Raw genomic sequence first — 22,251 nt, forward strand, 5'->3', positions numbered from 1 at the left:
AAGCGGCCGGACTAACAGCCGTATTCATGTAGATAAGCGCACGCGTCATTCCCGGAGAATAGGCCAAGCCGCCCGCTTTTGGAGGGTGTAGACGTCACCCATTCTGTTCGCTGGCGTCATCGAGAAACGTGAGAATCGCTTGAAAAACTTTGTTGCTGCAATAGCTGGAGCGTCGACCGGCAGAGTAATTTCTGCCGTGGCTAGTGATAACTTATCAGAGAAGCCCTTTGTAAACTGGGGAGTAGATAGATCGGTAGGTATGTAGCGTTTCTAATTGAAGCCGCTCCACCATCACTTACGTAATCGCCAAAGCGGATTACGTCAGCGACGGCGCAATATCGCTCGCGACCGCGCTTTGCCAGCCATAGACCAATCGGCAGACCAACCGGCATGTGCAGCGTTCTGACGGTCGCAAGTGCCGGAGAAACCGTTCGTTTAACCTTTCGCGGCTAGATAGCGGTTATGCCGACGTTATCTTCAGCGCCTGCGACGGCAAACGCCAGTCGCCGCCAGAATGCCCTGGCTGGCGCAGTCCGAGGCTGTCGACGCCATCTGGCGTTCGCGGCGATTTTCTCCGGGCTGGTGAACGTCCTGTACCTCGTGCCGTCGATCTTCATGCTGCAGGTGTATGATCGCGTGGTACCGACGCGCGGTGGCGCGACGCTGTTACTGCTCACGCTGATCCTCGTCCTCGCGCTGATCGTGTTCGCGATCCTAGATGCCGTCCGCATGCGACTGTTGCTGCGTGCGAGCATGCGGCTGGAGCGTCGGGCGGCGCCGGGGATATTGCTGCGGATCCTGGGCACCGACGGCGCGACGATAGGTCAGCGCAGCCAGGCGATGCGCGATTTCGATACGGTGCGGGGCACGCTGACCGGGCCGACGATCATCGCGCTGTTCGATGCGCCCTGGGCACCGATCTATATCGGCATCGCGTTCCTGCTCCATCCGTGGATCGGCGTGCTGGCGCTAATCAGCGCGCTGCTGCTCGGCGGGATCGCGATCCTCAGCGACCGGGTGACTGCCGGGGCTGCGCGCGACACGCAGGCGCGCGCGGTGCTGGCGACACGCGAACAGGACGTGTCGATCCACGGATCGGAGGTCGCGCGCGTCATGGGAATGCGCAATGCGTTGATCACCCGGCATCTGCTGGAGCGTGCCGAGCTCGTCCGCCGCCAGTCTGCGCTCGCAGGGACATCGGGGCAGTTTCTGGCGATCACCAAGTTCCTGCGGCTGTTGCTGCAATCGCTGGCGCTGGCGCTTGGCGCGTTGCTGGCGATCCGGCAGGATATCTCGGGTGGTGCGATCTTCGCCGCCTCGCTGTTGCTGGGGCGTGCGCTCCAGCCTGTCGAACAGATCCTTGGCGCGATGAAGCCGCTCGCCGCCGCGCGTAACGCCTACCGCGATCTCGACGCGTTCTGTGCGATGCCGGGGCCGGCGATCGATGCGCCGACGCTCCCCGCGCCGGTCGGCCGGATCGACGTCCGCGGCATTACCGTCCGCGCCGAAGGCAGCGATCGGGCGCTGCTGTCCGACATTAGTTTCGCGGTTGAGCCCGGTGAGATCGTCGCGCTGGTCGGGCCGAGCGGGGCGGGCAAGTCGACCTTGCTGCGCGTCCTGTCGGGGGCGTTGTCACCGGACACCGGCGAAGTGCGGATCGACGGCGCGAGCCTGGCGGACTGGAACCGCGAACAGCTCGGCCGGCACGTCGGCTACATGCCGCAATCGCCGTCGCTGTTTCCGACTTCGGTCCACACCAACATTTCGCGGTTCCAGTCGGTGCTGGCGGGCGAGAGCGAGCAACTCGACGCCGCGGTGGTCGAAGCGGCGCAGGCGGCGGGCGCGCATGAGGTGATCCTTGGTCTGCCCAATGGCTATGCGACGATGCTGAGCATGGCGGACGGATCGGGGCTGTCGGCGGGACAGAACCAGTCGGTCGCGCTGGCCCGCGCGCTGTTCGGCATGCCGACGATCCTGTTTCTCGACGAACCCAACGCGCATCTCGACAGCGATGGCGAAGCGCGGCTGGTGACGACGTTGGCAGCACTGCGCGCGCGCGGTGCGACCGTGATCGTCTCGACGCACCGGACCGGGCTTCTGCAAGCGGTCGACAAGATCATGGTTTTGCGCGGCGGCACGATCCAGCTGTTCGACGAGCGGGCAAAGGTGGTGCGTCCCGCCAACGCCGCGCCCGCCGCTGCTACCGGAGGCGCACGATGATCCCCGCCGAACTGGCAAGTCCGGTCCCCGCCGCTGGTGGCGCGAGCCTCGGCGATCGCCTCCGCCTCGACGATTCACCGCGCCATGCGATCCTGGTCGGCGGGATCGTCGCGATCCTGTTCTTCGTCGTCGGGCTCGGCTGGGCGGCGTTCGCGCGGCTGGATGCGGCAGCAGCTGGCGACGGTCAGGTGGTCGTCGCCGGCAATCGCCAGACCGTCCAGCACCGCGAGGGCGGGATCGTCGCGGCGATGGCCGCGCGCGACGGCCAGCACGTCCGCGCGGGCGACGTCCTGTTCCGGCTCGAAGGTGCGGAAGTGACCGCGAGCGAGCGCGCGTTGGCGGCGAGCGTCATAGACCTCCAGGCACAACGCGCACGGCTCGAAGCGGACGTCCGCGGCGGCGCGATCGTCTGGCCCGCAGAGTTCGCATCTGCACACGGCGATGACCTGCGCCTCGTCGAGCGGGCGAAGTCGCTCCAGATCGCGCAACGCACGGCGCGTTCGGCCGCGCTCGCCGCCAACGGTGCAGTGCTCCGCCAGCAGGCGGCGACCGTCGCGCAGCAGACCACCGGCTTCAACGCACAGGCGCAGGCGACCGCTCGCCAGCGCGCATCGCTCCGCCAACAGTTAGAGAGCACGCGTACGCTCGCCGATCAGGGCTATGTCTCGCGCAACACGGTGCGGGCGATCGAGCGCTCGATCCAGCAGCTCGAGGGGACCGACGCCGACTATGTCTCGCGCTCGGCGGCGGCACGCGAACAGATCGGCCAGACGCGCGCGGAAGGTGTCCAGACCCGCCGCAAATATGTCGAGGACAGCGCCACGCTGCTGCGCGACACGCAGTTCCAGTTGAACGAGGTGATGCCGAAGTTCGCCGCCGCGCGCGAGCAGCTGGCGCGGACGATCATCCGCGCGCCGGTGGCGGGCCGCATCGTCGGGCTGCGCGTCTTCTCGGTCGGCGGCGTGATCCAGCCGGGGCAGGCGATCCTCGACATCGTCCCCGACGCCGCGCCGCTCGTGGTCCGCGCGAACTTCTCGCCCGGCGACATCGACGGCGTGTTCGCCGGGCGCGAGGCGGAGGTGAAGTTCCTGTCGCTGCACGAACGCGACCTGCCGATCCTACTCGGCACGGTCCGCACCGTCTCCGCGGATTCGCTCCGCGACGAGCAGACCGGCCACAGTTATTTCAGCGCCGAGATCACCGTCCCGCGCGACCAGATCGCCAAGATCGAGGCCGTCCGCGGGCGTGATACCGGCATCCGCGCGGGCGTACCCGTCACCGTCCTCGTCAAGCTGCGGTCGCGCACCGCACTCAACTATCTCCTCGATCCGTTGACTGAGGCTTTTTCACGGTCGCTCCATGAACGCTGATATTCTTCGCCTCGCCGCCGTCGTGCTTCTGTTGCCGGCCGGATCCGCGCTCGCCCAGACGGCACCGGAGGCACGGTCCGCCGCGCCGGAAACGCTGGGGCAGGCGATCGCGGACGCGTATCGCAGCAACCCCTCGCTGGAGGGGCAACGCGCGCAACTCCGTGCGCTCGACGAGCAGATCGTCCAGGCGGGAGCGGCGTACCGGCTCACTGCAGGCGTCAACATGACGTTGCAATACCAGTCGCAGGACCAGCGCGGCCTGCTCGGCGATTTCGATACCGCGCGAGGGCGGACGCTTGGCGCATCGCTGACTGCCTCGCAGATCCTGCTCAACGGCGGGCGGACCGCGGCCCAAGTATCCGCGGCCGAAGCGACCGTGCTGGCGGGGCGCGAACGGCTGCGCGAGGCGGAGAACGCGATCCTGCTCGAAGTCGTCGATGCGTTCGTGTCGGTGCGGCGCGACCAGGCACTGGTGGCGATCCAGCAGCGCTCGCTCGAGTCCTACGGGCGCCAGGTCACGCAGGCGATCGCGCGCGAACGCGGTGGTGACCTGACGCGTACCGACATCGCGCAAGCGCAGGCGCAGCGCGAGATCATCCGCGCGCAGCTGGCGCAGGCGACCGTCAACCTCCAGGCGAGCCGGGGGCGGTTCGCGGCCGCGGTCGGGCGCAATCCGGGCACGCTGCTCGTCCCGCCGACGCTGCCAGGCCTGCCGCGCTCGCTCGACGCGGCCTTCGCGGTGGTCGAGAAGGAGAGCCCGAGCCTGTGGCAGGCGATCCTGGCGACTAAGGCTGGCGACGCACGGATTGCCGCGCAACGTGCCGAGCGTGCACCGATCGTCGCGCTGTCGGGCAGCTATGGCTATGCGAGTCCGTATTCCTACCGTCTGCGCGATGCCGGTGCGCAGGCGACCGGCGGGGTCACGCTGACGATGCCGTTGCTGACCGGCGGCGTGATCGGATCGCGCGTTCGCGCCGCGGTCGCGGAACGCCAGCAGCTTGGGTTCGAGGTCGAGACCTCGCGTCGTGCCGCACTCGCGAATGCGCAGAACGCGTGGAATCAGGCGGTGGCCGGCGGCGAGCAGATGGCGGCGGGGAAGCTCGCGACAGAGGCTGCGGAGTCGGCGCTGACCGGCGTCCAGCGTGGCTTTGCCGAGGGGTTTCGTTCCAATTTCGAAGTGCTGGACTCGGAACAGCGGCTGCTGACCGCGCAACTCGTCTTCGTTAACGCGACCTACGGGGCCTATGCCGCGGAAGCGCGTCTGCTCGCGACGCTGGGGCGATTGCAGGCGGCGGCGATCGATCAGGCCGTGCCGACCTATGATCCTGCGCAGAACACGCGGCGCGTCCGGGCGAAGACGTTCGGGCCATTCGATCCGGTCTTGGCGCCGGTCGATCGCGCGCAGGTTCCGAGTGCCGCTGCCCGACCCGCACCGCAGCTTGCGCCCGCGACCGACGCGAGGATCAGGCCCGCGCTCGTACAGACGTTGCCCGGACCGGTCGGCACCGCCTTGCCGATCACGAGCGTTCCCATTCTGGCAACCCCGGCGATCGACGACCTCAGCGATACGGTCGTGACGGGTGGGACTTAACGCTTCAATTGCTCTCTTTCCGTCGCGCGGCCCACGCGATTGCAACTATCGCTCAAGCCCCTCGGCACGGTAGAATTGCTCCAAGTCGCGCGTGGTCGACAGCATGAGTTTTGGCAGGACGATCTGGTCGAACAGCGCCGCGTACCGCCTGCGGTTGGCGGGTGTCGTGACAGCGATGTGTCGGATCATCGCCCATGTGACCCGGTCGCTGCCGCCGTCGAGTGCTCCGTGCCTCGTTCGGTCGAACCAGGATCGCCGGAGATAGCGCAGGAGGCTGGTCATCGTCGGCGCTTCGAGAAGTATTACGCCTGTCGCCCGTCCGAGACGCTGCGACAGGCACCGCGAATAATTGCCGTCCATCACCCAGCGTGAGCCGGCGATAGCCAGGTTGTGCAAAGCCAGGAACTCGTCGTCCGGCCGCGGCTGCCAGTCGGTATTTGGCCGGTGGTGAAGCTGGTCGAGATGGATGGCGGGCAGGCCGCGTCCCCTTGCGATCGCGGCTGCCAGCGTCGACTTCCCGCCGTTCGATGGCCCAAGGATGCAAAGGCGAGGGCCGAGATCGTCGAGCGTCATGACCCGTTTTCTACGCCGGTCGCGGCCCCTGCCGCAACGGTTTGACTTCGCTACCGCGCGATCAGTGACCCGTAGAGTTCGGCATAAGCATCGATGATCGTGTCGTGGTCATAATCGCGCCGTACGCGCTCGCGCATCGTCTCGCCCATCGCCAGCCGCATCGCCGGATCGCCGGCAATCGCCAGGATCCCCGCCGCGGTCGCTGCTGGGTTGACCAATGGCGTGACGATGCCGCCATGTCCAGAGTCCGCGCCACCGCGCCCCTCGATCATCTCGCGGCAACTGCCGACGTCGGGCGCCACCACCGGGATGCCGCACGCGCCGCCTTCCAGGATCACCAGCGGCTGTGCCTCCGACAGGCTGGTGAGCACGAGCAGGTCGATCTTCGCCATCCATTCCTCGATCCGGACGCGTCCGGCAAAGCGGAAGACCGGCGTCAGTTCGAGGTCCTCGACCAGCCGGGTGCACTCGGCGGCATATTCCGGATCCTCGTCCTCGGGGCCGAGCACGACGAAGCGGATGTCGGGGCGTTCGGCGTGCGCGATCGCGGCGGCGCGGATGAACGTCTTCACGTCCTTGATCGGCACCACGCGGCCGAGCAGCGCGACCAGCGGATGCGCAGGATCGCGTTGGTCCGGGAGGCTCGCGAACCGCCGTGAATCGATCCCGTTGGGGATCACGCGGACACGCTCGGCGGCGGCGCCCAGCCGACGCTGGACCGCGGTGTTCGCGCCGTACAGGGCGACGATCGGATCGCAGCTGTCGTAGCAGGCGGTCGCATAGCTGGTGAACGCGCGCACCCACAGGTCGCGAAGGTCGCGGACGCTACGCTCCAGTTCGAGCCCGGTATCGACCTGATCGCCGATCCAGTCCGCCATCATCACCTCGATCTGGCGTTCGAGCAGGTAGATGCCGTGCTCGGTGATGAACGCCGGTCGCCCGGTCTGGCGCGCGGCGCGGGCAGCGAGCAGGCCTGCGAACCCGGTCGAGATCGTGTGATACGCCTTCGCGCGGGGCAGGGGCGTGGTCAGCACTGCGAGCAACCCGCCCAGCAGCACACGCATCGCCCAGAAATAATGGTGGAAGGACGCCTTGGGCAGCATCGCCTGATAATGCCGCCGGAGCCTTGCGAAGACGGCGGGGTGCGACAGAATATCGCCGGGCGCGAGCGGCCGGACGCTGCCGCCGATCACGTCGATCAGCGTCGCGAGCCGATCTGCGCCACCGGTCGCGACGAACGCGACCAGCGCATCGGCGATCGGCACCGCAATCCGGTCTGGAATGGCGCGTGGAACGGCCGGTGCGGGCGCGAGGCCGATCTCGACAACCGCGACAACGTTGGGCGGCGGCGTCAACTGGAACGGGAGCAGCCCGGCGCCCGGCTTGATCGCGGCGATCACGAACCGGATGTCCGGCAGATGCGTGATCAGATCCTGCAACCAACCGGACACGCCACCGATCACATAGGGGTAAGCGCCCTCGACGATCAGGCAGATGTCGGCGTCCGGTATGTCGACAGACGCTTGTCGCGACTTTTCGGTAAGGGCCGAGAGCGGGATCATGCCGCCGCTCCCGTCAGCCACCAGATCGCCCGCGTCGTCGCGCCGTGGTGTTTAGCGTCCGTTGGCGCATCGTTCCGCTCCGACGCAGCCTCGATCGCAGTCGCCATCCGGTCGATCGCGGCGTAATCGCCCGCGGCCCACAATGCTTCCATCATCAACGCGTCGCGCGTCCCAGACCTTGGATCGTCCGCCTTTGATGGAACCGCGGCGAGCATCGTTGCGACCGCATCCTCGCGAAGGTGGAGGCGTTGCGAATCCGACAGCAGCACGTCCGAGCGGGCATGATCCGCGAGCAGCGTCGCCAGGCTGATGGCGGCTTCCGGATCGGCGCCATCGGCAACGCGTGCCGATAGCCTCGCTCGTGCCAGGACGAGGTTCTCCGCGACCCGGGCCGAGGCTGCCGCCGCCAGTGCGCGGATGGTCTGGTCGCCATCGGTCAGCGCCAATGCGATGAGCGGTGACAGCGCCGGCTCGAACGATCGTACCACTGTCTCCAGCGCGCGCCGCCGCTCGGCAACCGCACCGTGACGCATGATCGTGACCAGCGAACTGAGCGTATCGGGCGTCGCATGATGAACCCGTCCGTCGAGCATCCGCGCGACAGCCAAACGTGCGCCGCGCTGTGCGGAGCGGCCTGCAACTGGGCGGAACATCTCGTCGTCGGTGCGCTGCGTCGTGGGCCTGGATAGACGCCCGAGCGGCGACGCGACGAGCAGCCCGAGCGGCCCGAGCACGCCGAGCATCGCCGGCGCAAAGCCGGCCGCAGTCCCGCTGCGAAGCCACACGCCGAACCCGAACGCACTTACTACGGCGTGCGCGGCGAGGCCCCAACCGACCGCTACTCCGGATATCTGGCACGTCGCCAGAATAGTCAGTTCGAAGACCGCCAACGCGATCAGGCGGAGGATCATGCGACCAGCCCGGCGGATCTCACCGGTTGCCGTGTCGCCTGCGGTAGTTCGGCGAGCAGGGGCGTCAACCAGGCGGCGATCTCGGCGAGTTCCGCGGTACGATTCGCGTTCAGCGCCTCGAAGGGCAGGGTGTGGAGAACCAGGCAACCGACGATCTCGCCGGTCTTCCGGTCGGGCAAGGCGATCGCGGCGACGCCGACACCGTCGAGCGCGTGCCGATCGCTGCGCTTGGCGACATGCAATATGCGTTTGTGCCGCTCGATCCTCTCCAGGAGGGACGCGGGCAGGACGTCGCGCCGCCCTGCGGTAACCGGCCCGCGGAGCCAGGCACGCGCCTCCCCGCCGGTGACCCTGTAGCAGGTGAAGTCGGCGGTCCGCGCGGCAAGCGCGACCAGTTCGCCGATCGCACCGCGCCGCTCTGCCCGGTCCTCCGAACTGAGCCGCGTCGCCGTCTCGATCGCATGGCCGACGGTATGCGCTTCCGTCGCGATCTGGACCTGCAACAGGCGATTGGTCTGCGACAGCGTTGCAAACGCGTCGGTCAGCCTTGCCAGATTCCGCGTCGCGACCTGGCCGCGCTTTTCCAGCCGATCGTGACGCCCGGTCCGCATGATCGTCACTTCGCCGATGATCCCCGCCACGACGAACCACATCAAAGGCTGTAGCGACAGATGGAACAGGTGATCGAGGTAATCGCGTTCGCCGGGGGTGTCTTGAACGTTGGCGAGCCACAGTCCCGATGCGATGACGGCTGCGAGAACGCCGGGGCCGGTCCCATACGCCAGCGCCATTACGAGGATCGGCACCCAATAGGGGTTGGGATGGACATGCGCGAAGCCGGTGCCGCCCGTCAGCCACCAGTCGAGTGCGACCAGCGCGGCGAAGGCAAAAGCGATCTCCGCGGCGACGCGCGCGGGGCGTCGCCACCGGGTCTGCCATTTGCGAACAGGGTCGTCGTGCGTCACTGCGTATCCCCAAGACTGCGTGTCAGCAGCGCCCGTGCGTAGAGTTGGCGACCCGAAAAGCCGGGGCGTGCGATCGATGTGATGCCGCCGCTGCCCTCGACCCGCCAGGCGACGCCAATCGGAGCCGCGATGCCAAGGCTGGCGGTCGGCCCGTCACCACCGAACCTATCGACGGTCCAGCCTGCCAGTGCGGTCATCTGCACCGTACCGAGCGCGCCGCTGAGCAGGCCCTGGACGGTATGGTTCTCGCGCGTGGCGAGTGGGATGATGGCCAGGCTGTTCGCGCCGAGCTGCATGCGCTGGACGTATTCCGCCTCGAACCGATAGGTCAGGCCGAGCGCGGGGAACTGGCGGCGGATGAGATAATCGACCCCACCGCTCGCGACGATGGTGTCGCTCGCGCCGCTGCTGCCGGCGAGCCCGTACAGGTTCGCGCCGATATCGCCTTGCACGACGAGACCCGGAGTCAGCCGATAGGTCACCCCGAGCAGGGCGCGTGACAGATACCCGCCTGCCAGAACCTGCGCCGGCGTCGAGTAATCGGGGATATGCCGGGTCAACGTCACGCGGAACTGCGCGTCGGTGGACCCGGCGACGGCCTTCGCACCGCCTCCGGTGACGCCATCGTCGAGCGCGGCGGACGCGAGCAGCTGGACGCGGACCGCGCCGTCGAACGCTGCGGCCAGCGAGGCATCGACCACGGTATCGCCGGTTCGCACGGTCTGCGCGTCCGTGTCGACCCTGCTGACGATATGGCGAAGGCCGCCACCAGCGGACAAGGTATCGCCGACCGCCGCCTCGATCCGTGCGGCGAACTCCGCCTGCGACAGGTCGGTGCCGTCGCGCGCGGTGACACCGATGCTGGCGGTCCCCGGTGCGGCAGCGATGGCGCGCCGTGCAGTCAGGTCGTTCGCTGCGAGCGCACGGTAATCGCGCGCCGCGCCGCGCACGTCGCCGTCGGCGAGACGCGTGTCGGCGAGCATGCGCGCCGCGCGTGGGTCGGTCGGATAGCGTTTCGCCAATTGCGTTGCGGCGCGTCGTGCCGGCCCCGGATATCCGGCTGCGGCATCCGCCTCGATCGCGGTCAGCGCGGCATCGGATGCGGTATCGTCGGAAGTCTCGGCGAGCGGTTCGGTCGAGTACGGCGGTGAGAAGGTCACCGCGACCCTTGGACCCGCCTGCCGCCACGTCATCGACCAGCCGGCGGCGGGACGCAGGACGAGGCTGTCGTCGTTCCAGCGAAGATCGCCGATCGCATCGCCCGCCGCCTCGCGGAACGCGGCGATCCGGTCGGCGCTCATCGGCCGATCGAACCGCGCGACCAGCTCTCCATCGCGGTCTTCGATCCGGACGACGGCTTGGTCGGGCCAGGCGATCACGGACTCGGGCACCACGACCCGGCTGTCGGCGAAGACGGTACGGGGAACGGTAAGCGCCGGCGCGTCCGTCAGGCAGAGGAGCAGTGCGATCATTGCGCCAACACCGTTCGCGCCCGCCCGGCCTGTCCCTGCGCGATCAGCAGGCGCGCGTGCAGCGCAGCGAGCGATCGGTCGCGCGGAGTTTCGGCGCGCAGTGTTTCGACCAGCGACAAGGCGTCGGCCCGGCGACCGAGCTTTTCCAGTATTTCCACGCGAGCCTTGCTCTCCGCGGGCGTCTGGGCGAGCGCGCGGTCCAGCCAGGGTCGTGCCGAACGCTCTCCCCCGATCCGCGCCTGCACGTCGGCCATCAGCCGCAGCGCCGGGAGGTCGGTCGGATCGCTCGCCAGATGCTGGCCGAGCCATTTCGCCGCACCCTTGGCATCGCCCGCGTTCCAAGCCGTCCACGCGAGGTCGAGCTGATCCCGCGGCGCCGCGACCCCGCCCGCAACGCGGCGTTTGGCGATCGCAGCCGCTTGTGCCAGGTCGATCTTTGCGGGGGCTGCGGCGGACAGCGCGGCGACCTGCGCCGGATCGAGCGAGCGGCCGTCCAGCAACGACGCCAGCACCGCACGACCGGCGGTATCATTGCCAGCCGCGCGGGCCAGCGACAGCCGCATCAGCATCACGTCGGTCTGGCTCGCGAGCGGATGCCGCGACAGGAACGCCAGCGCCTCGCCCGGTCGGTCGCGCTCGGCATAGCGCGTCAGCCAAGCGCGTTGCTGGTCCGGGCTGCCCTGCAAACTTTGCTGTTTAAGCCAGGTGAGATCGTCGCCCCCCGGCCGCGGCCCCATCAGGTACAGCAGGCGCTGAGCGGCCGACGCGGTCGGTGGCTGGCCGGTCGCCGCCCGCCGCAGCACCGCCATCGCATCGCCGCGGTAACCCGTTGCAAGCAGCTGCTCCGCCTCCCGCTCGGGTTGCGCGCCTGGCGCCGCGGCGCGCGCCAGCAATTCGGTACGCAGCCCCTCACGGTCGCCTGCCTCGGTCAGGATCGCCTCGCGCGCGGTCGCCCGTTGCTCGACCGGCAGATAGTCGGCTGCCCTCAGTCCTGCCGCGGTATCCTTCGCGCGCGCCGCGACACGGATCGCTAGCCAGGGATCCGCCGCCCGCCAGCTCGCCGTCGTCGCCTTGTCGAGCAGTGCGATCAGGTCCGTGCGCCCAGCCTTGTCGGCACTCCGAGCCAGATCGAGCGACAGCGCGGCATCGGGCGGCGGTACGACGTGGTTCGCCGCTGCCACGATCACGAGGTCGGGCCGATCGATCGCATAGGCCGCCGCAACGATATCCGCCGCCGCCACCGACCCGCGCGTCTGCGCCGCCCGCGCGACGAGCGCAGCCGCATCCGCAGTCCGCCCGGTTTGGCGAAGAAGATCGACACGCAGCCGCCACGTCGCTGCCGCCCCGCCGTCGAGCCGTGCCGCCAGATAGCCGAGCGCCACCGTCGGCCGCTTCGCTGCGACCAGGTCATAGGCGACCTGCAGCGTCGACACCGACTGGCCCTCGGCGATCAGTTGCGCGGTCAGCGCGGCAAGCGTCGCTGCATCGGCAGTCGCGACCTGTGCCGCGATCGCCGGATGCGCAGGCGGCAGCGCCGGCGGGGATGCCGGCGCGGACGGCATCGAGCTGCTCGCCGCCGGCACAGGCTGCGCACGGCGCTCGGCATGGCGAATCTCGCGGTCGTTCGGCAACAGCATCAGCCCGCCCGCAAGCAGGCCAAGCCCAGCCAATGCGGGCAGGACGATCGCAAGCCGTCCGCGTCGGCGGTCGATCCTCATTAGCTCGGCTCCGGCACCAATCGGTCGAGCGCCAGCGTCGCGACATAGGGGCTGAACCCCGCCGCGCGCTCGCGCGCATACAGCGCGGCGACCTGCTTCGTGTCGGCCGGATCCCAGTAATCGAGCGTCATCAGTCTCAGCGCAGGGTTCCGGGCCTTGGCCGCACGCAGGCGACCGGCTTGCCAGGCCCAGTCCGAATCGCTGAGCAATTCATAGTGCTTGGCGGCAAAATTCCACCGCGACGCCATCGCCTCGCCGAGCAGGTAATCGATCTTCGGCGCGACGTCGGGCAACAGCGCATAGCCGCGGTTGAGCATGATGCGAATTCTGGGAAAGCGCGCGCGTACGGCGGCGATCAGCGTCACGCCGGCGGCCACCATGCCCTTGTTGGTCACCGGATCCTGCCGCTCCATCGCTTCGGCGTTGTCCATCGTATCGATGAAGATGCCGTCATAGCCGAGCGCCAGGATCGCGGGGACGAGCCGGTCGAGCACCGCCGCGCGCCACGCCGGATGGCGCAGGTCTGCAAGCCGCGCGTCGGGCCAGTTGGGATTGGCGGCCTTAAGCGCCCCGGCCTTTTCGAGCGCGGCGAAATAGGGCCGGCTGCGCTCGACTTCGCCGAAGCTGACATAGCCGAGCAGGATGCTGCCGGGGCCTCGGAGCGGCGCGATCGGGCGCGCATGATGCGGTTCCAGCACAAGCAGCGCGCACATCCTCGCCAATACCGGATCGGTCGTTGCGCCGTAATCGACGCCCCAGCGCAGCGCGGCATTCGCGGACGGCCTGGGGGTGGCATCCGACAGTGACCGCATGCCCAGCGTCAGGGCCGTTGCACCCAGCGCCAGCATCCGCTGCATGATCTTCCTGCGCGGCATATCCATGATTCCCGTCACAACAGACGCCCTCCGTGCCCCACGACCGAGGGATTGTTGCCGACGAACAGCAGGTAGGTGAGGTTGACCGTCGCCTCGGCGACCAGCGCCATGCCGACCGACGCACCGACCACCGCGCCCGCCATATAGCCCCAGCCGAATGCGGCAAACCCCGCATCCCATTGCAGCAGCGTCGCGATGCCGCTGCCGATCGCGAACGCCGTCCAGGTCAGCAGGATCCGCCCGAACAGGTCGTAATAGGCCAGCACGACGGTCGTCGCGATCACCACGAGATGGAAGACGGTGCCGAGCGAGGTCTGGCGAAACGCGAAGATCGCCCGCGCGTCCGCGCCGATGGCCTCGAACAGCGGCACCGCGAACACCCAGGCGAGCGCGGCGACGAGCGCCTGCACCAGCAGCATGATCCGCAGCCCGTCGAACATCGTCCGCGCGAGTTCGCTGCGCGCCTCCTCGATCCGTTGCAGCGTCGAGGTGCCGGTACATCGTACGATCATGTCGCCGAACGCGCGATCGAACCGCGTCTCGGTGACGATCAGCAACAGCGTCAGGCCCGGCACCATCGTCAGCAGCCCGAGAAAGCTGCCCTGGTCGTTGATCGGATTGAGCCGCAACAGTCCGATCGCGCGGATGCTGTCGGGCCCCGCCCACAACAGCCATTTGTCGATCCAGATCGCGGCGACCCCGGCGATGCCCGCCGCCGCAACGATCCACGCCAACCGCGGCGTCATCGCATCCCGCGTCGGCAGCACGGGCGGCGCGGAGAAATGCCGGCGGATCACGGTCACGATCGCGGCGAGCGTCAGCCCGATGCCCCCTGCGATCACCGCGAGCACGGTAACGACCTCAGGCCTCGGCAACAGCGCCAGCAACAGCGTCGCAAAACCGATGCCGAGCAGATAGGCGAGGGGGATCGCGCGGTAACGGCGCAGGGCGGTGAGTAGGGGAGCCGCGATCCAGGCCTGCGTCAGCCACGCGAGGATCAGCGTCGCGAGTGCCGCCTCACCAAGTGGGAGCCGAGCGAGCGTCCCGAACACCACCGCGCCGACCGCCAGCGCGATCGCGCCGCCCGCAGCGAGTGCTACCAGCATGATCCCCGAAACGCCGCCGGCATCGCGTGCGAAAATCCGGTCTGCCACCATCCGGGTTGCGAGAATGCCGACGGGTGCCGCGGCGAGCGCGGACAGGCTGAACGCATAGACCAGGATCGTCTGCACCGTCCGCGCGCCATCGGCGCCGAGATGCGCGCCTGACCAGTGGTTGAGCATCGCCATCGCGACCGCAGTGATGAGCCACGGCCCGGCGCTGATAACCGCACCGAATGCGGCGGCGCCGACGATCCCGCCGACGCCGCCCTCACGCGCGGTTTTCGCTAATTGGAAGCCTATGCCCGCCATAACACTGCCGGCCTATGCCGCGGACTACATGAAGAAATCGTTCGCAGTCAGCACATGGTGGCCGGTCAGCGCGATCGAGAAATCGGCGGCCGAACCGCTATCGGTATTGCCCTCGACGACGGTGAATTCCTTGCCGCCGATCATCTGGTAGCTGTAGCGCAGCTGGCCCGGCGCGGTGAACTTGCCGGTCGTACCGATGAAGCTGAACGCCTGATCGCCGCGCGCGAACAGCGAGCTGTTGGCGTCGATCATCGACAAGTCGATCTTGTCCTGCCCGACGGTGAAGTCGGTAATGACGTCGCGCGACGACGACGTCAGGCTGTCGCCCTTCACCTCGAAGCGGAAGATGTCCGCGCCTGCGCCACCGGACATCGTGTCCATGTCGTCGCCGCCGATCAGGATGTCGTTGCCGTCGCCGCCGTTGAGCACGTCCTTGCCGTCGCCACCGATCAGCGTGTCGTTGCCCGCGCCGCCGTTGAGCGTGTCGTTACCGAGGCCACCGATCAGACGATCGTTGCCGCCAAGCCCGTTCAGCACGTCGTTGCCCCATCCGCCATCGAGCACGTCCTGCTCGCTGGTGCCGTTGATCGTGTCGGCGAACATCGTACCCGTCTTGGTGATGCCGACCACGTCCGTGACGCCGATCGTCAACGTCTGCGTGTCGATCGCGCCACGCGCGTCGGTCGCGACCACGGTCACGCCGTAGATATTGTCGCGATTGGCATCGGTCGGCGCCTCGAAATCGGGCGCGGTGACGAACTTCAGCACGCCCGTGGTCGCATCGATCGAGAAGTTGGCGCCGTCGCCGCCCGCACCGATCGAGTATTTGATCGAATCGCCCCAGACGATGTTCGCGTCGGTCGCGGAGATCGTGGTCAGCGCGGTGCCGTTCTCGGCGATCGACAGCGCGCCCGTGGTGCCGCCGCCGAACGAGGTCAGCACCGGATCGACGTTCGCCTGATGGCCGATCTTGACGTCGTGGACGCCGATCGCGCCGAGATCGATCGTCAGGATCTCGCCGATCTGGCTCGCGATCTTGCCACCGCTGATCGTCGTCCAGTCGGTGCCGGGGGCCTTCAGGTCGACCGTGACCTTGCCTTCGCCCTCGACCGTGAACGCCAGGTCGCGGCCGTCGCCGCTCAGCGTCGTCAGCGTCGCACGCATCGGCAGCGCGGTGATGTGCGTCACGTCGTCCGCGACCGCGCCCATCGTGATCGCATAGGTGCCGCCCGCCTTGGGCAGGAACACCGTGTCCGCGTCATAGGCATACCAGTTGGCGACGCCCTTGATCACCTGACCGTTGCTCTGGCCATCGACGTCGAGTGAGAAGGTGCCGGTGGTCGCGCCGACCGTCGCGGTGATCGTGTTGCCGACGACGGTCGAGGTGATCGTCGCATTCTGGAACGCGCTGACCCGGCCCGCCAGATCGGCAAGCGTTACGAACTCGACGCTTGCGGCGGCGGCCTGCGCGATGAAGGTCGTGAACATCTGCTTGGTGTAGAGGCTGCTCGCGCCATCGGCGGCCCACATCGTCGGGCCGTAATCATGCCATGGCCACACCACGACAGGCGCGTCCGCACCGGCGGTCAGCGCGCTGAATTCCTTGGCCCAGATCGCGCCGGCCTCGGCGACGGTCTTCTTCTGGAACTCGATCAGCGAGAAGTCGAACGACGTGTTCGGCGCCAGATAGACCTTGTCATCGGTGGCGTTCTGCGGCGTCATATAGCCGATCGCGTTGGGATAGCCTGCGCCGACGCCCGAATAGCCGCCGCTGAGATACGTCACGTATTTCAGGATTTCCTGGCTCGTCGCGATCTGCTCGGGCGCACCCGGCACCGCGGCCCCACCGATCGTCACGGTCTTGCCGAGATACGCGCTCAGCTGCTTTTCAAGCTCGGTCCGCGACTGGCCGAACTCGAACGCGATCTGCGCGTCGGTGAGCAGGTTGGTGTCCATCGGATGCGTATAGCTGTGCGTGCCGATCTCGTTGCCCGCATCGAGCAGCGCCTTGTAGACCGGCAGCGACACAGCCCAGTCGGTCGCCTCGCCATTGGCCGGATCGTTGCCGATGTTGACGTAATAGCTGCCGACGAAATTATAGTTCGTCTTCCACTCGGTCAGGATCGGCAGCAGCTTGTCGTAGATTCCAGGCGCGGTGCCGGCCGGGTTGACCTCGTCGAGCTGCTTGCTCTGGTCCATGTCGACTCGCGACGCGAACAGCCCGGCCTGACGGGTCATCTGCAGCCCGACCGACAGACCGTCGCCGTGCACCGAATAGTCGATCGCCTTCTGCAGCAGATTATCGTCGGCCATCACCGCTTCGCTCGAGAACAGCACGTTGCGGCCCCCCGTCTGCGTCGCGATCGCCGCCGAATAGGTCTGGCCGTTGACCGTCTCGGTCGCGATCGTCGTGCCGGTCCCGCTGACGCTGGTGAACGCATTCCAGCCGACGCCGGTATATTGGCGGATCACCTGTCCGTCGCTGTAGCCGTCGAGCACGAGGTGCGACGCATCGCTTGCCTTCACCGTCACGTCGGCGGGGAAGCCACCGGTCACGCGCGTGGCGTCGAACAACAACTTCATTCGCGCATAGGAGTCGCCAGCGAGTGCGGTGTTGTCCGCGCCGTTGGTCATGAACTCGCCTGCCGCGACAAGGCCGATGCCGAATTGCTTGGTCGCCTGTTCCAGCGTCTGCGCTATCAGGTCCGCCTTGCCCGCCTCGACGTTGCGGAACGACGGGAAGACGATCGTGTCGTATTTGGCGAGCGTCGCCAGGCTGGTCAGGTCGCCCTCGGTCAGGATGTCGAACGGCACGCCGGCCTGCATCGCCTGGGACTGCGCGGCCATGAACAGCTGCGAATAGGCGGTCTTGCTGAAATAGGCGTTGGCGGTCGAATCGGACCAGACGATCGCGATCCGGTGTGATGGGTCGGCGACGATGCCGGTGTCGTTGAAGACGGTGAAGGCGGGGTTCGAATAATTGCCCGGCAGGAACGCGGTGTCGTTGACGTCGTAGATGGTGTCGATCGCGTTCGGATTGCTGATCGCCGCCTTGGGCACCTTGAACTCGACGGTGGTGCGATCCGCCGACCATGCTGCCTGCAGGCCGCTGGCGACGAGCGTCTGCCCCGCCGCGCCGCTATACAGCGACACCGTGCCGTCCGCGGCGAAGTTCACGTTATACTCGGCACCACCGGCAAACCCGAAAACTTGATATCCGGTCGTCGCATTACGATCGGTGTTGAGCCATGCGGTGGTGTTCGCGCCGATCGAGGTGGGGGCAGTCATCGCGAACGCGAAATCGGCGCCGTCGCTGCGCGCGTAGATCGCATAGCCGGTGCCCAGACCGCGATCGATGCGATTAGCGGCGGTCCAGTCGTTCAGCATGCCATCTAGCATCACCGGTGTTGCGTTCGTCATCGTTCGTCCCCGTTTCAGCCACGGACTTCATGAGGGCGGCAAGGCTGCCCGTCACGAAGCTCGAGCGCCGCTTAGCGAATACATTCCGTCTTTCGAACAGCTTAGATGCTCGGCTCGGGCGGAACTGTCTCACCGTGGTACGGGAATGCTCGTCTCACCGCTGTGCTGACGCCAGATAGGCATGAAGGCGGGATGACAACGGACTGTTGGGGGATCCAGGTTAATCCTTACCCCCCTGGCATAGGCCCTTTTTAGAAAGCAGCCGAATACCGAAGCCGCTGGCAGCGGCAGTTAAGTCCCACCTGTTGTCTTTCAAAGGCCATTTGTCGTCGTGTGAAACCGAGATGAAAGAGGTGTTCGGGTTTTGGTAGGCGCGAACCCATGGCTGCACGTGTGGTACTGTGCCCGCTAGCATCTTTGAAAGTTCGGTACCAAATGGTCGCCATGAAGATGGTACCATCGACTACTCTTCCAATAACGGTCAGGCAGTGACCGTCGACGTGCTGATCGCGAAGGCCGCGAACGCTTGTCGTCCCGATCGCGACCTGGGCAGCACCGCGCAGATGATGGCATCACTCTTCAACCGCACGCGGCAGGTCGACATGCTGCTCGCTGCAGGTGCCAATCGTTCGATCCAAGATGCCGCGGGTCGCTCGGCAAGCTCGGTCGCCGCCGATCAGGGCAACGCTCCGATGGCGGCACGCGTAAAACACCGAGTGTCGCTGTCGTTCCGCACGGACCGGTCGTCGGCATATGCGGAACGACGAAGAGCATCAGTTACGGCCGATTGTCGAGTTCCGGCACGCCGCTGCTCTGGTCCGCATAGGCGGCGAGGAACGTCGGCCGCTCCTGCCAGCGCCGCCAGAACGCGTCGACATGCTCGTAGCGCTCGTCGAGCGGCATCGCGTTCACCGCGAACTTCGAGAACGCGATCGCGGTCGCCATCGTGATGTCCGAGAAGGTCGGCTCGTCACCACCCAGCATCCACGCGCGACCGTCCGACAGATGCCGGTCGACCAGCGCGGTATGCGCCAGCGCCTCCTTGCGGCAATGCTCGCCCCACGCGGCGTTCGCGGTCAGCTCGAGCTTGGGGCCGAGACCCTGATGCAAGACGTGGAACGCGGTCGTGATGCGGTAGAGGATCTGCACCCAGATGCGGTTGTCCCACATCGTGTCGAGACCCTGCTGCTCCGGAGTCTCGCCCATGATCCGCCGCCCCGGATATGCCTGGTCGAGATAGCGAACGACTGCGGCCGTCTCAGAGATGAAGCTGCCATCCGCCAGTTCGAGCGTCGGCGTCTCGCCCCACGGATTCATCTTCAGGTGCTTCCACTGCCGCTGCTCGCCGACCGGCGACATATCGTAGACCGTTTCGTCGAAGCGGTCGGCAATGTCCTTTTCGTGTAGGAAGATGCGCAGGCGCTGCGGGTTCGGGAAGGCGGACGGAGAGGTGAACAGGCGAAGCTTTGCGGTCGATGGCGACGTTTGAACGGTCATGACGTATCCCTACCAAGTGATCGGTAGTGGCTAACTGCGTGCTTGCGTGGTGCTCGTCAACGTCTATCTACCAGTTGGTCGGTGGCGGGATGGAAATGTCTATGGCGAGTTCGAATTCTAGGGAAGCCGTGCTCGCCGCGGCGAAACGAAGCGCGATGGCCCGCGGGTATAATGGCCTCAACTTTCGCGATATCGCTGTCGAGGTCGGGATCAAGGCGCCCAGTATCTATCATCATTTTGCGACCAAGGCCGAGCTGGGCGCAGCGGTTGCACGGCGCTATTGGGAAGATACCGTCGCGCAACTGGCGGCTATATCGGACGAGGCGCACGATCCGCGCATGGCCCTGCGCCGCTACCCCGAGATCTTTCGTAAGTCGCTCGCGAACGACAATCGCATCTGCCTGTCGAGCTTCATGGCTGCCGAATACGACGATCTGCCCGACCCGGTGAAAATCGAGGTGCAGGGCTTTGCCGACATCAACGTAGCGTGGCTTAGCACGCTCCTCGTCGAAGCCGGAACTGTAGGTCCTGGCGAAAGCGAAACCCGGGCTAGGGCGATCTATGCGGCGGTTGCGGGCGCCCAGCTGTTCGCACGCGGTCGCGCGGATATCGGCCTCTTCGATTCGATGATCGACAGCTACCGCGCGGCCGGGCTTTTGCCGGGTTAGTAGCAGGGGCCGGACATGCAGTGTTCGACCGAATGGTCGGTCAAAGCTCCCGAGCCGTACCTTCGGGTAAGGCAGCCTCGGCAAAATGGCGACGGATATAGTCCAGCTTTGGGTCGATGTAGCGCCGACAAAACGGCCTGTCCGGGTCCGTCCGGTAGTAGTTCTGGTACCGCGCGTCCGAGGGTTTGAAGTCGACGAAGGGGAGAACCATGGTCCGCGCCGCCTGGCCAGTTTCCTCGGCGAACCGAGCGATCACGCGGGCAACGTGATCGTGTTGATCCGCGGCGAAGACATAGATCGCGCTCCGATACCGCCCGCCGGGCGAGTAGATGCCGTTCGCCGAATGCGTTCTCAGGTGGACCTCCGCCAGCGTCGACAGGCTGATGACTGCGGCGTCGAAGCTGACGATCACGGCTTCGGCCCACACGTCCGAAGGCGCCTCCGACCGAATGAAGCCCTGATCGACGTGGTCGACGCCGCGCAATGCCTGAAACACACCCTCGGTGCACCAATGGCAGCCGCCGCCAAACCCGATTCTATCCAATCCCGTTCTCCCGTGCCCCGACCGCATGATGCATATGGACGCTGGCCGCGGGTGTTGAACCCGGTGGGGCAAGATTCCTGAAGTCGGATGCGGGCACGTGCCAATGCGGAGACGCCGCATCCGACGTTGCTTCAACAGTTTCGTGCAGCCATCATCGCGCGTCCTGTCGACGGTCGGAATCTCAGTGAAGCGACTGCAGCGAGGCAGATGAGTGCGCCGACCAGTGGCACCATCCAGGTCATCGTCAGCAAATTCCGCTGTTCGACCGGGCCGAAGGATGTCGATGCGTCCCACCCGATGATCGACAGGCCGCGCCCGAGCAGCGCTCCGCTGATGCCGCCGCCAAGCTTCAAGGTGAGAAGCAACAGCGCTACCGGCAGCCCCTCGAGCCGGATACCCGTCCGGTGCTCGCCGTGATCGATCGATCCGGCGAGCAGTACCCAGATCATCATCTGCAATCCTGCGTTGCCGATCCCGAACAGCGCGATGCCCACTATCGTCACGGATTTGTCCGTTGCGAATACGAGAAGTCCGATGGCGATGATGGTCAGCGCTGCGGCCAGAACCTCTCGCTGCCGGACACGACGGGCAATCGCCATCCACGCCGGCAGCGCCACGAGTTGCGACACCGCAAGCGTCGTCAGCGCGCGACCCGTCCATGCTGCGTCATGAATCACGCCCTTGCCGATATAGGCGAACGATCGCGCGAAGAACGGCAAGGTCAGAGCCTGTGCGAACCCGAGCGCGAGCAACATCAGGAGCGGCCGGTTGCCGATGATCCACGCAAGCGATCCGCCGTGCTTTGGCTCGGATTGCGGTATTTTCGCCACCGGTACCGATGCCGAGGACAGCCACAGCGTGGCGACATACGCCAAGGCGGCAAAACTGGTCACGGCGAGCAGCCCATAGCCTCCGTCATTGGTCGGATCGACGAACGCCTGCGCGAAATGCGCGACCGTCAGGGCACCAAGGCAGCTGAACATGTACCGCAGGCCGGACAAGGTCGTCGCCGCGCCCGGGGTCTGGGTCATCCGCATCATCAGCGCGTTGTGCGCTACGTCGCAGACCGAATACGCAGTACGGAACAGCAGCACGATTACGATTGCCCACGCGAGGATCGCGCCGCCGCGCCACCCCGGATCGACGAAGAAGATCGCGAAGAATATCCCGACAAAGGGTGCGCCGACGAACAGAAGGCGACGATATGTGCGGAGCCTGTCGGTGGACCGATCGAGCAGGCGCCCGAGCAAGGGATCGCAGAGGCCGTCCCAGACGAGCCCGATCATCACGACCAGTCCGGCGACCCCAGCCGATACACCCCAACGCTCGGTCAGGACGAACAGCAGGAACACGTCCATCGTCGACGCGAGGACGTTCTTGCCGAAATTGCCGCTGGCGTAACCGACCATGCGCATCCGACCGGCCTGCGGCCGATGTTCGAATGCGGACGCTA

General features: G+C 66.7%; 16 protein-coding genes. 4 read left to right on the forward strand and 12 right to left on the reverse strand.

Annotated elements, in window-relative coordinates:
* Positions 1–462 precede the first annotated feature (462 nt).
* From C8J39_RS17730 to C8J39_RS17740, 3 genes are read left to right on the forward strand one after another with little or no spacing between them, the layout of a single operon-like run.
* The gene (locus tag C8J39_RS17730; protein WP_243650228.1) at positions 463–2,220 is read left to right on the forward strand and encodes a type I secretion system permease/ATPase; all 1,758 of its coding nucleotides are present in this window, start codon (positions 463–465) and stop codon (positions 2,218–2,220) included.
* A complete protein-coding gene (locus C8J39_RS17735) occupies positions 2,217–3,590 on the forward strand; it encodes an HlyD family type I secretion periplasmic adaptor subunit (protein ID WP_120301658.1) in 1,374 nt (457 codons plus the stop codon). The genes C8J39_RS17730 and C8J39_RS17735 overlap by 4 nt, the downstream gene beginning before the upstream one ends.
* Positions 3,580–5,181 (forward strand): TolC family protein, encoded by a 1,602-nt coding sequence (locus C8J39_RS17740; RefSeq protein ID WP_056059384.1) that lies wholly within the window; start codon positions 3,580–3,582, stop codon positions 5,179–5,181. Before C8J39_RS17735 ends, C8J39_RS17740 begins: the two co-directional genes overlap by 11 nt.
* 45 nt (positions 5,182–5,226) lie before the next feature.
* Here C8J39_RS17740 and C8J39_RS17745 read toward each other — a convergent pair whose 3' ends face one another.
* The 10 genes from C8J39_RS17745 to C8J39_RS17790 form a co-directional block, all read right to left on the reverse strand.
* Complete coding sequence (locus tag C8J39_RS17745) at positions 5,227–5,754, reverse strand: AAA family ATPase (RefSeq protein WP_056059382.1); 528 nt, start codon at positions 5,752–5,754, stop codon at positions 5,227–5,229.
* A gap of 50 nt (positions 5,755–5,804) precedes the next feature.
* A complete protein-coding gene (pelF, locus tag C8J39_RS17750) occupies positions 5,805–7,316 on the reverse strand; it encodes a GT4 family glycosyltransferase PelF (protein ID WP_120301659.1) in 1,512 nt (503 codons plus the stop codon).
* Entirely contained in the window at positions 7,313–8,227 is a 915-nt protein-coding gene (locus C8J39_RS17755; RefSeq protein ID WP_120301660.1) for a hypothetical protein, read from the reverse strand. The genes pelF and C8J39_RS17755 overlap by 4 nt, the downstream gene beginning before the upstream one ends.
* Positions 8,224–9,192: a hypothetical protein gene (locus C8J39_RS17760; RefSeq protein ID WP_120301661.1), complete on the reverse strand. Its 969-nt coding sequence runs from the start codon at positions 9,190–9,192 to the stop codon at positions 8,224–8,226. Before C8J39_RS17760 ends, C8J39_RS17755 begins: the two co-directional genes overlap by 4 nt.
* Positions 9,189–10,664: a hypothetical protein gene (locus tag C8J39_RS17765; RefSeq protein ID WP_120301662.1), complete on the reverse strand. Its 1,476-nt coding sequence runs from the start codon at positions 10,662–10,664 to the stop codon at positions 9,189–9,191. The genes C8J39_RS17760 and C8J39_RS17765 overlap by 4 nt, the downstream gene beginning before the upstream one ends.
* Positions 10,661–12,382 (reverse strand): lipopolysaccharide assembly protein LapB, encoded by a 1,722-nt coding sequence (locus C8J39_RS17770; protein ID WP_120301663.1) that lies wholly within the window; start codon positions 12,380–12,382, stop codon positions 10,661–10,663. The genes C8J39_RS17765 and C8J39_RS17770 overlap by 4 nt, the downstream gene beginning before the upstream one ends.
* Complete coding sequence (locus C8J39_RS17775) at positions 12,382–13,257, reverse strand: endo alpha-1,4 polygalactosaminidase (RefSeq protein ID WP_120301692.1); 876 nt, start codon at positions 13,255–13,257, stop codon at positions 12,382–12,384. Before C8J39_RS17775 ends, C8J39_RS17770 begins: the two co-directional genes overlap by 1 nt.
* 14 nt (positions 13,258–13,271) lie before the next feature.
* Entirely contained in the window at positions 13,272–14,669 is a 1,398-nt protein-coding gene (gene pelG / locus C8J39_RS17780; RefSeq protein ID WP_120301664.1) for an exopolysaccharide Pel transporter PelG, read from the reverse strand.
* Positions 14,670–14,693: 24 nt separating this feature from the next.
* Positions 14,694–18,089: a M10 family metallopeptidase C-terminal domain-containing protein gene (locus C8J39_RS19245; RefSeq protein ID WP_120301665.1), complete on the reverse strand. Its 3,396-nt coding sequence runs from the start codon at positions 18,087–18,089 to the stop codon at positions 14,694–14,696.
* A gap of 777 nt (positions 18,090–18,866) precedes the next feature.
* The gene (locus C8J39_RS17790) at positions 18,867–19,586 is read right to left on the reverse strand and encodes a glutathione S-transferase family protein (RefSeq protein WP_120301666.1); all 720 of its coding nucleotides are present in this window, start codon (positions 19,584–19,586) and stop codon (positions 18,867–18,869) included.
* A gap of 101 nt (positions 19,587–19,687) precedes the next feature.
* Between C8J39_RS17790 and C8J39_RS17795 the strand changes: the two genes are divergently transcribed.
* Complete coding sequence (locus C8J39_RS17795) at positions 19,688–20,254, forward strand: TetR/AcrR family transcriptional regulator (RefSeq protein WP_207896994.1); 567 nt, start codon at positions 19,688–19,690, stop codon at positions 20,252–20,254.
* Positions 20,255–20,294: 40 nt separating this feature from the next.
* Here the strand turns inward: C8J39_RS17795 and C8J39_RS17800 are convergent, their stop codons facing one another.
* Together C8J39_RS17800 and C8J39_RS17805 are read right to left on the reverse strand one after the other, a co-directional pair.
* Positions 20,295–20,825 (reverse strand): peptide-methionine (S)-S-oxide reductase, encoded by a 531-nt coding sequence (locus tag C8J39_RS17800; RefSeq protein WP_120301667.1) that lies wholly within the window; start codon positions 20,823–20,825, stop codon positions 20,295–20,297.
* A 104-nt stretch (positions 20,826–20,929) separates the two neighbouring features.
* Positions 20,930–22,207 (reverse strand): MFS transporter, encoded by a 1,278-nt coding sequence (locus C8J39_RS17805; protein ID WP_165895289.1) that lies wholly within the window; start codon positions 22,205–22,207, stop codon positions 20,930–20,932.
* Between the last annotated feature and the right edge of the window lie 44 nt (positions 22,208–22,251).

This window comes from Sphingomonas sp. PP-CC-1A-547, assembly GCF_003610375.1.
Taxonomy (GTDB): Bacteria; Pseudomonadota; Alphaproteobacteria; order Sphingomonadales; family Sphingomonadaceae; genus Sphingomonas.

Coding starts and splice junctions, on each gene's coding strand:
- C8J39_RS17730 (WP_243650228.1), top strand. CDS start 463: ATGCCGACGTTATCTTCAGCGCCTGCGACGGCAAACGCCAGTCGCCGC.
- C8J39_RS17735 (WP_120301658.1), top strand. CDS start 2,217: ATGATCCCCGCCGAACTGGCAAGTCCGGTCCCCGCCGCTGGTGGCGCG.
- C8J39_RS17740 (WP_056059384.1), top strand. CDS start 3,580: ATGAACGCTGATATTCTTCGCCTCGCCGCCGTCGTGCTTCTGTTGCCG.
- C8J39_RS17745 (WP_056059382.1), bottom strand. CDS start 5,754: ATGACGCTCGACGATCTCGGCCCTCGCCTTTGCATCCTTGGGCCATCG.
- pelF (WP_120301659.1), bottom strand. CDS start 7,316: ATGATCCCGCTCTCGGCCCTTACCGAAAAGTCGCGACAAGCGTCTGTC.
- C8J39_RS17755 (WP_120301660.1), bottom strand. CDS start 8,227: ATGATCCTCCGCCTGATCGCGTTGGCGGTCTTCGAACTGACTATTCTG.
- C8J39_RS17765 (WP_120301662.1), bottom strand. CDS start 10,664: ATGATCGCACTGCTCCTCTGCCTGACGGACGCGCCGGCGCTTACCGTT.
- C8J39_RS17770 (WP_120301663.1), bottom strand. CDS start 12,382: ATGAGGATCGACCGCCGACGCGGACGGCTTGCGATCGTCCTGCCCGCA.
- C8J39_RS17775 (WP_120301692.1), bottom strand. CDS start 13,257: ATGCCGCGCAGGAAGATCATGCAGCGGATGCTGGCGCTGGGTGCAACG.
- pelG (WP_120301664.1), bottom strand. CDS start 14,669: ATGGCGGGCATAGGCTTCCAATTAGCGAAAACCGCGCGTGAGGGCGGC.
- C8J39_RS19245 (WP_120301665.1), bottom strand. CDS start 18,089: ATGACGAACGCAACACCGGTGATGCTAGATGGCATGCTGAACGACTGG.
- C8J39_RS17790 (WP_120301666.1), bottom strand. CDS start 19,586: ATGACCGTTCAAACGTCGCCATCGACCGCAAAGCTTCGCCTGTTCACC.
- C8J39_RS17795 (WP_207896994.1), top strand. CDS start 19,688: ATGGCGAGTTCGAATTCTAGGGAAGCCGTGCTCGCCGCGGCGAAACGA.
- C8J39_RS17800 (WP_120301667.1), bottom strand. CDS start 20,825: ATGCGGTCGGGGCACGGGAGAACGGGATTGGATAGAATCGGGTTTGGC.
- C8J39_RS17805 (WP_165895289.1), bottom strand. CDS start 22,207: ATGGTCGGTTACGCCAGCGGCAATTTCGGCAAGAACGTCCTCGCGTCG.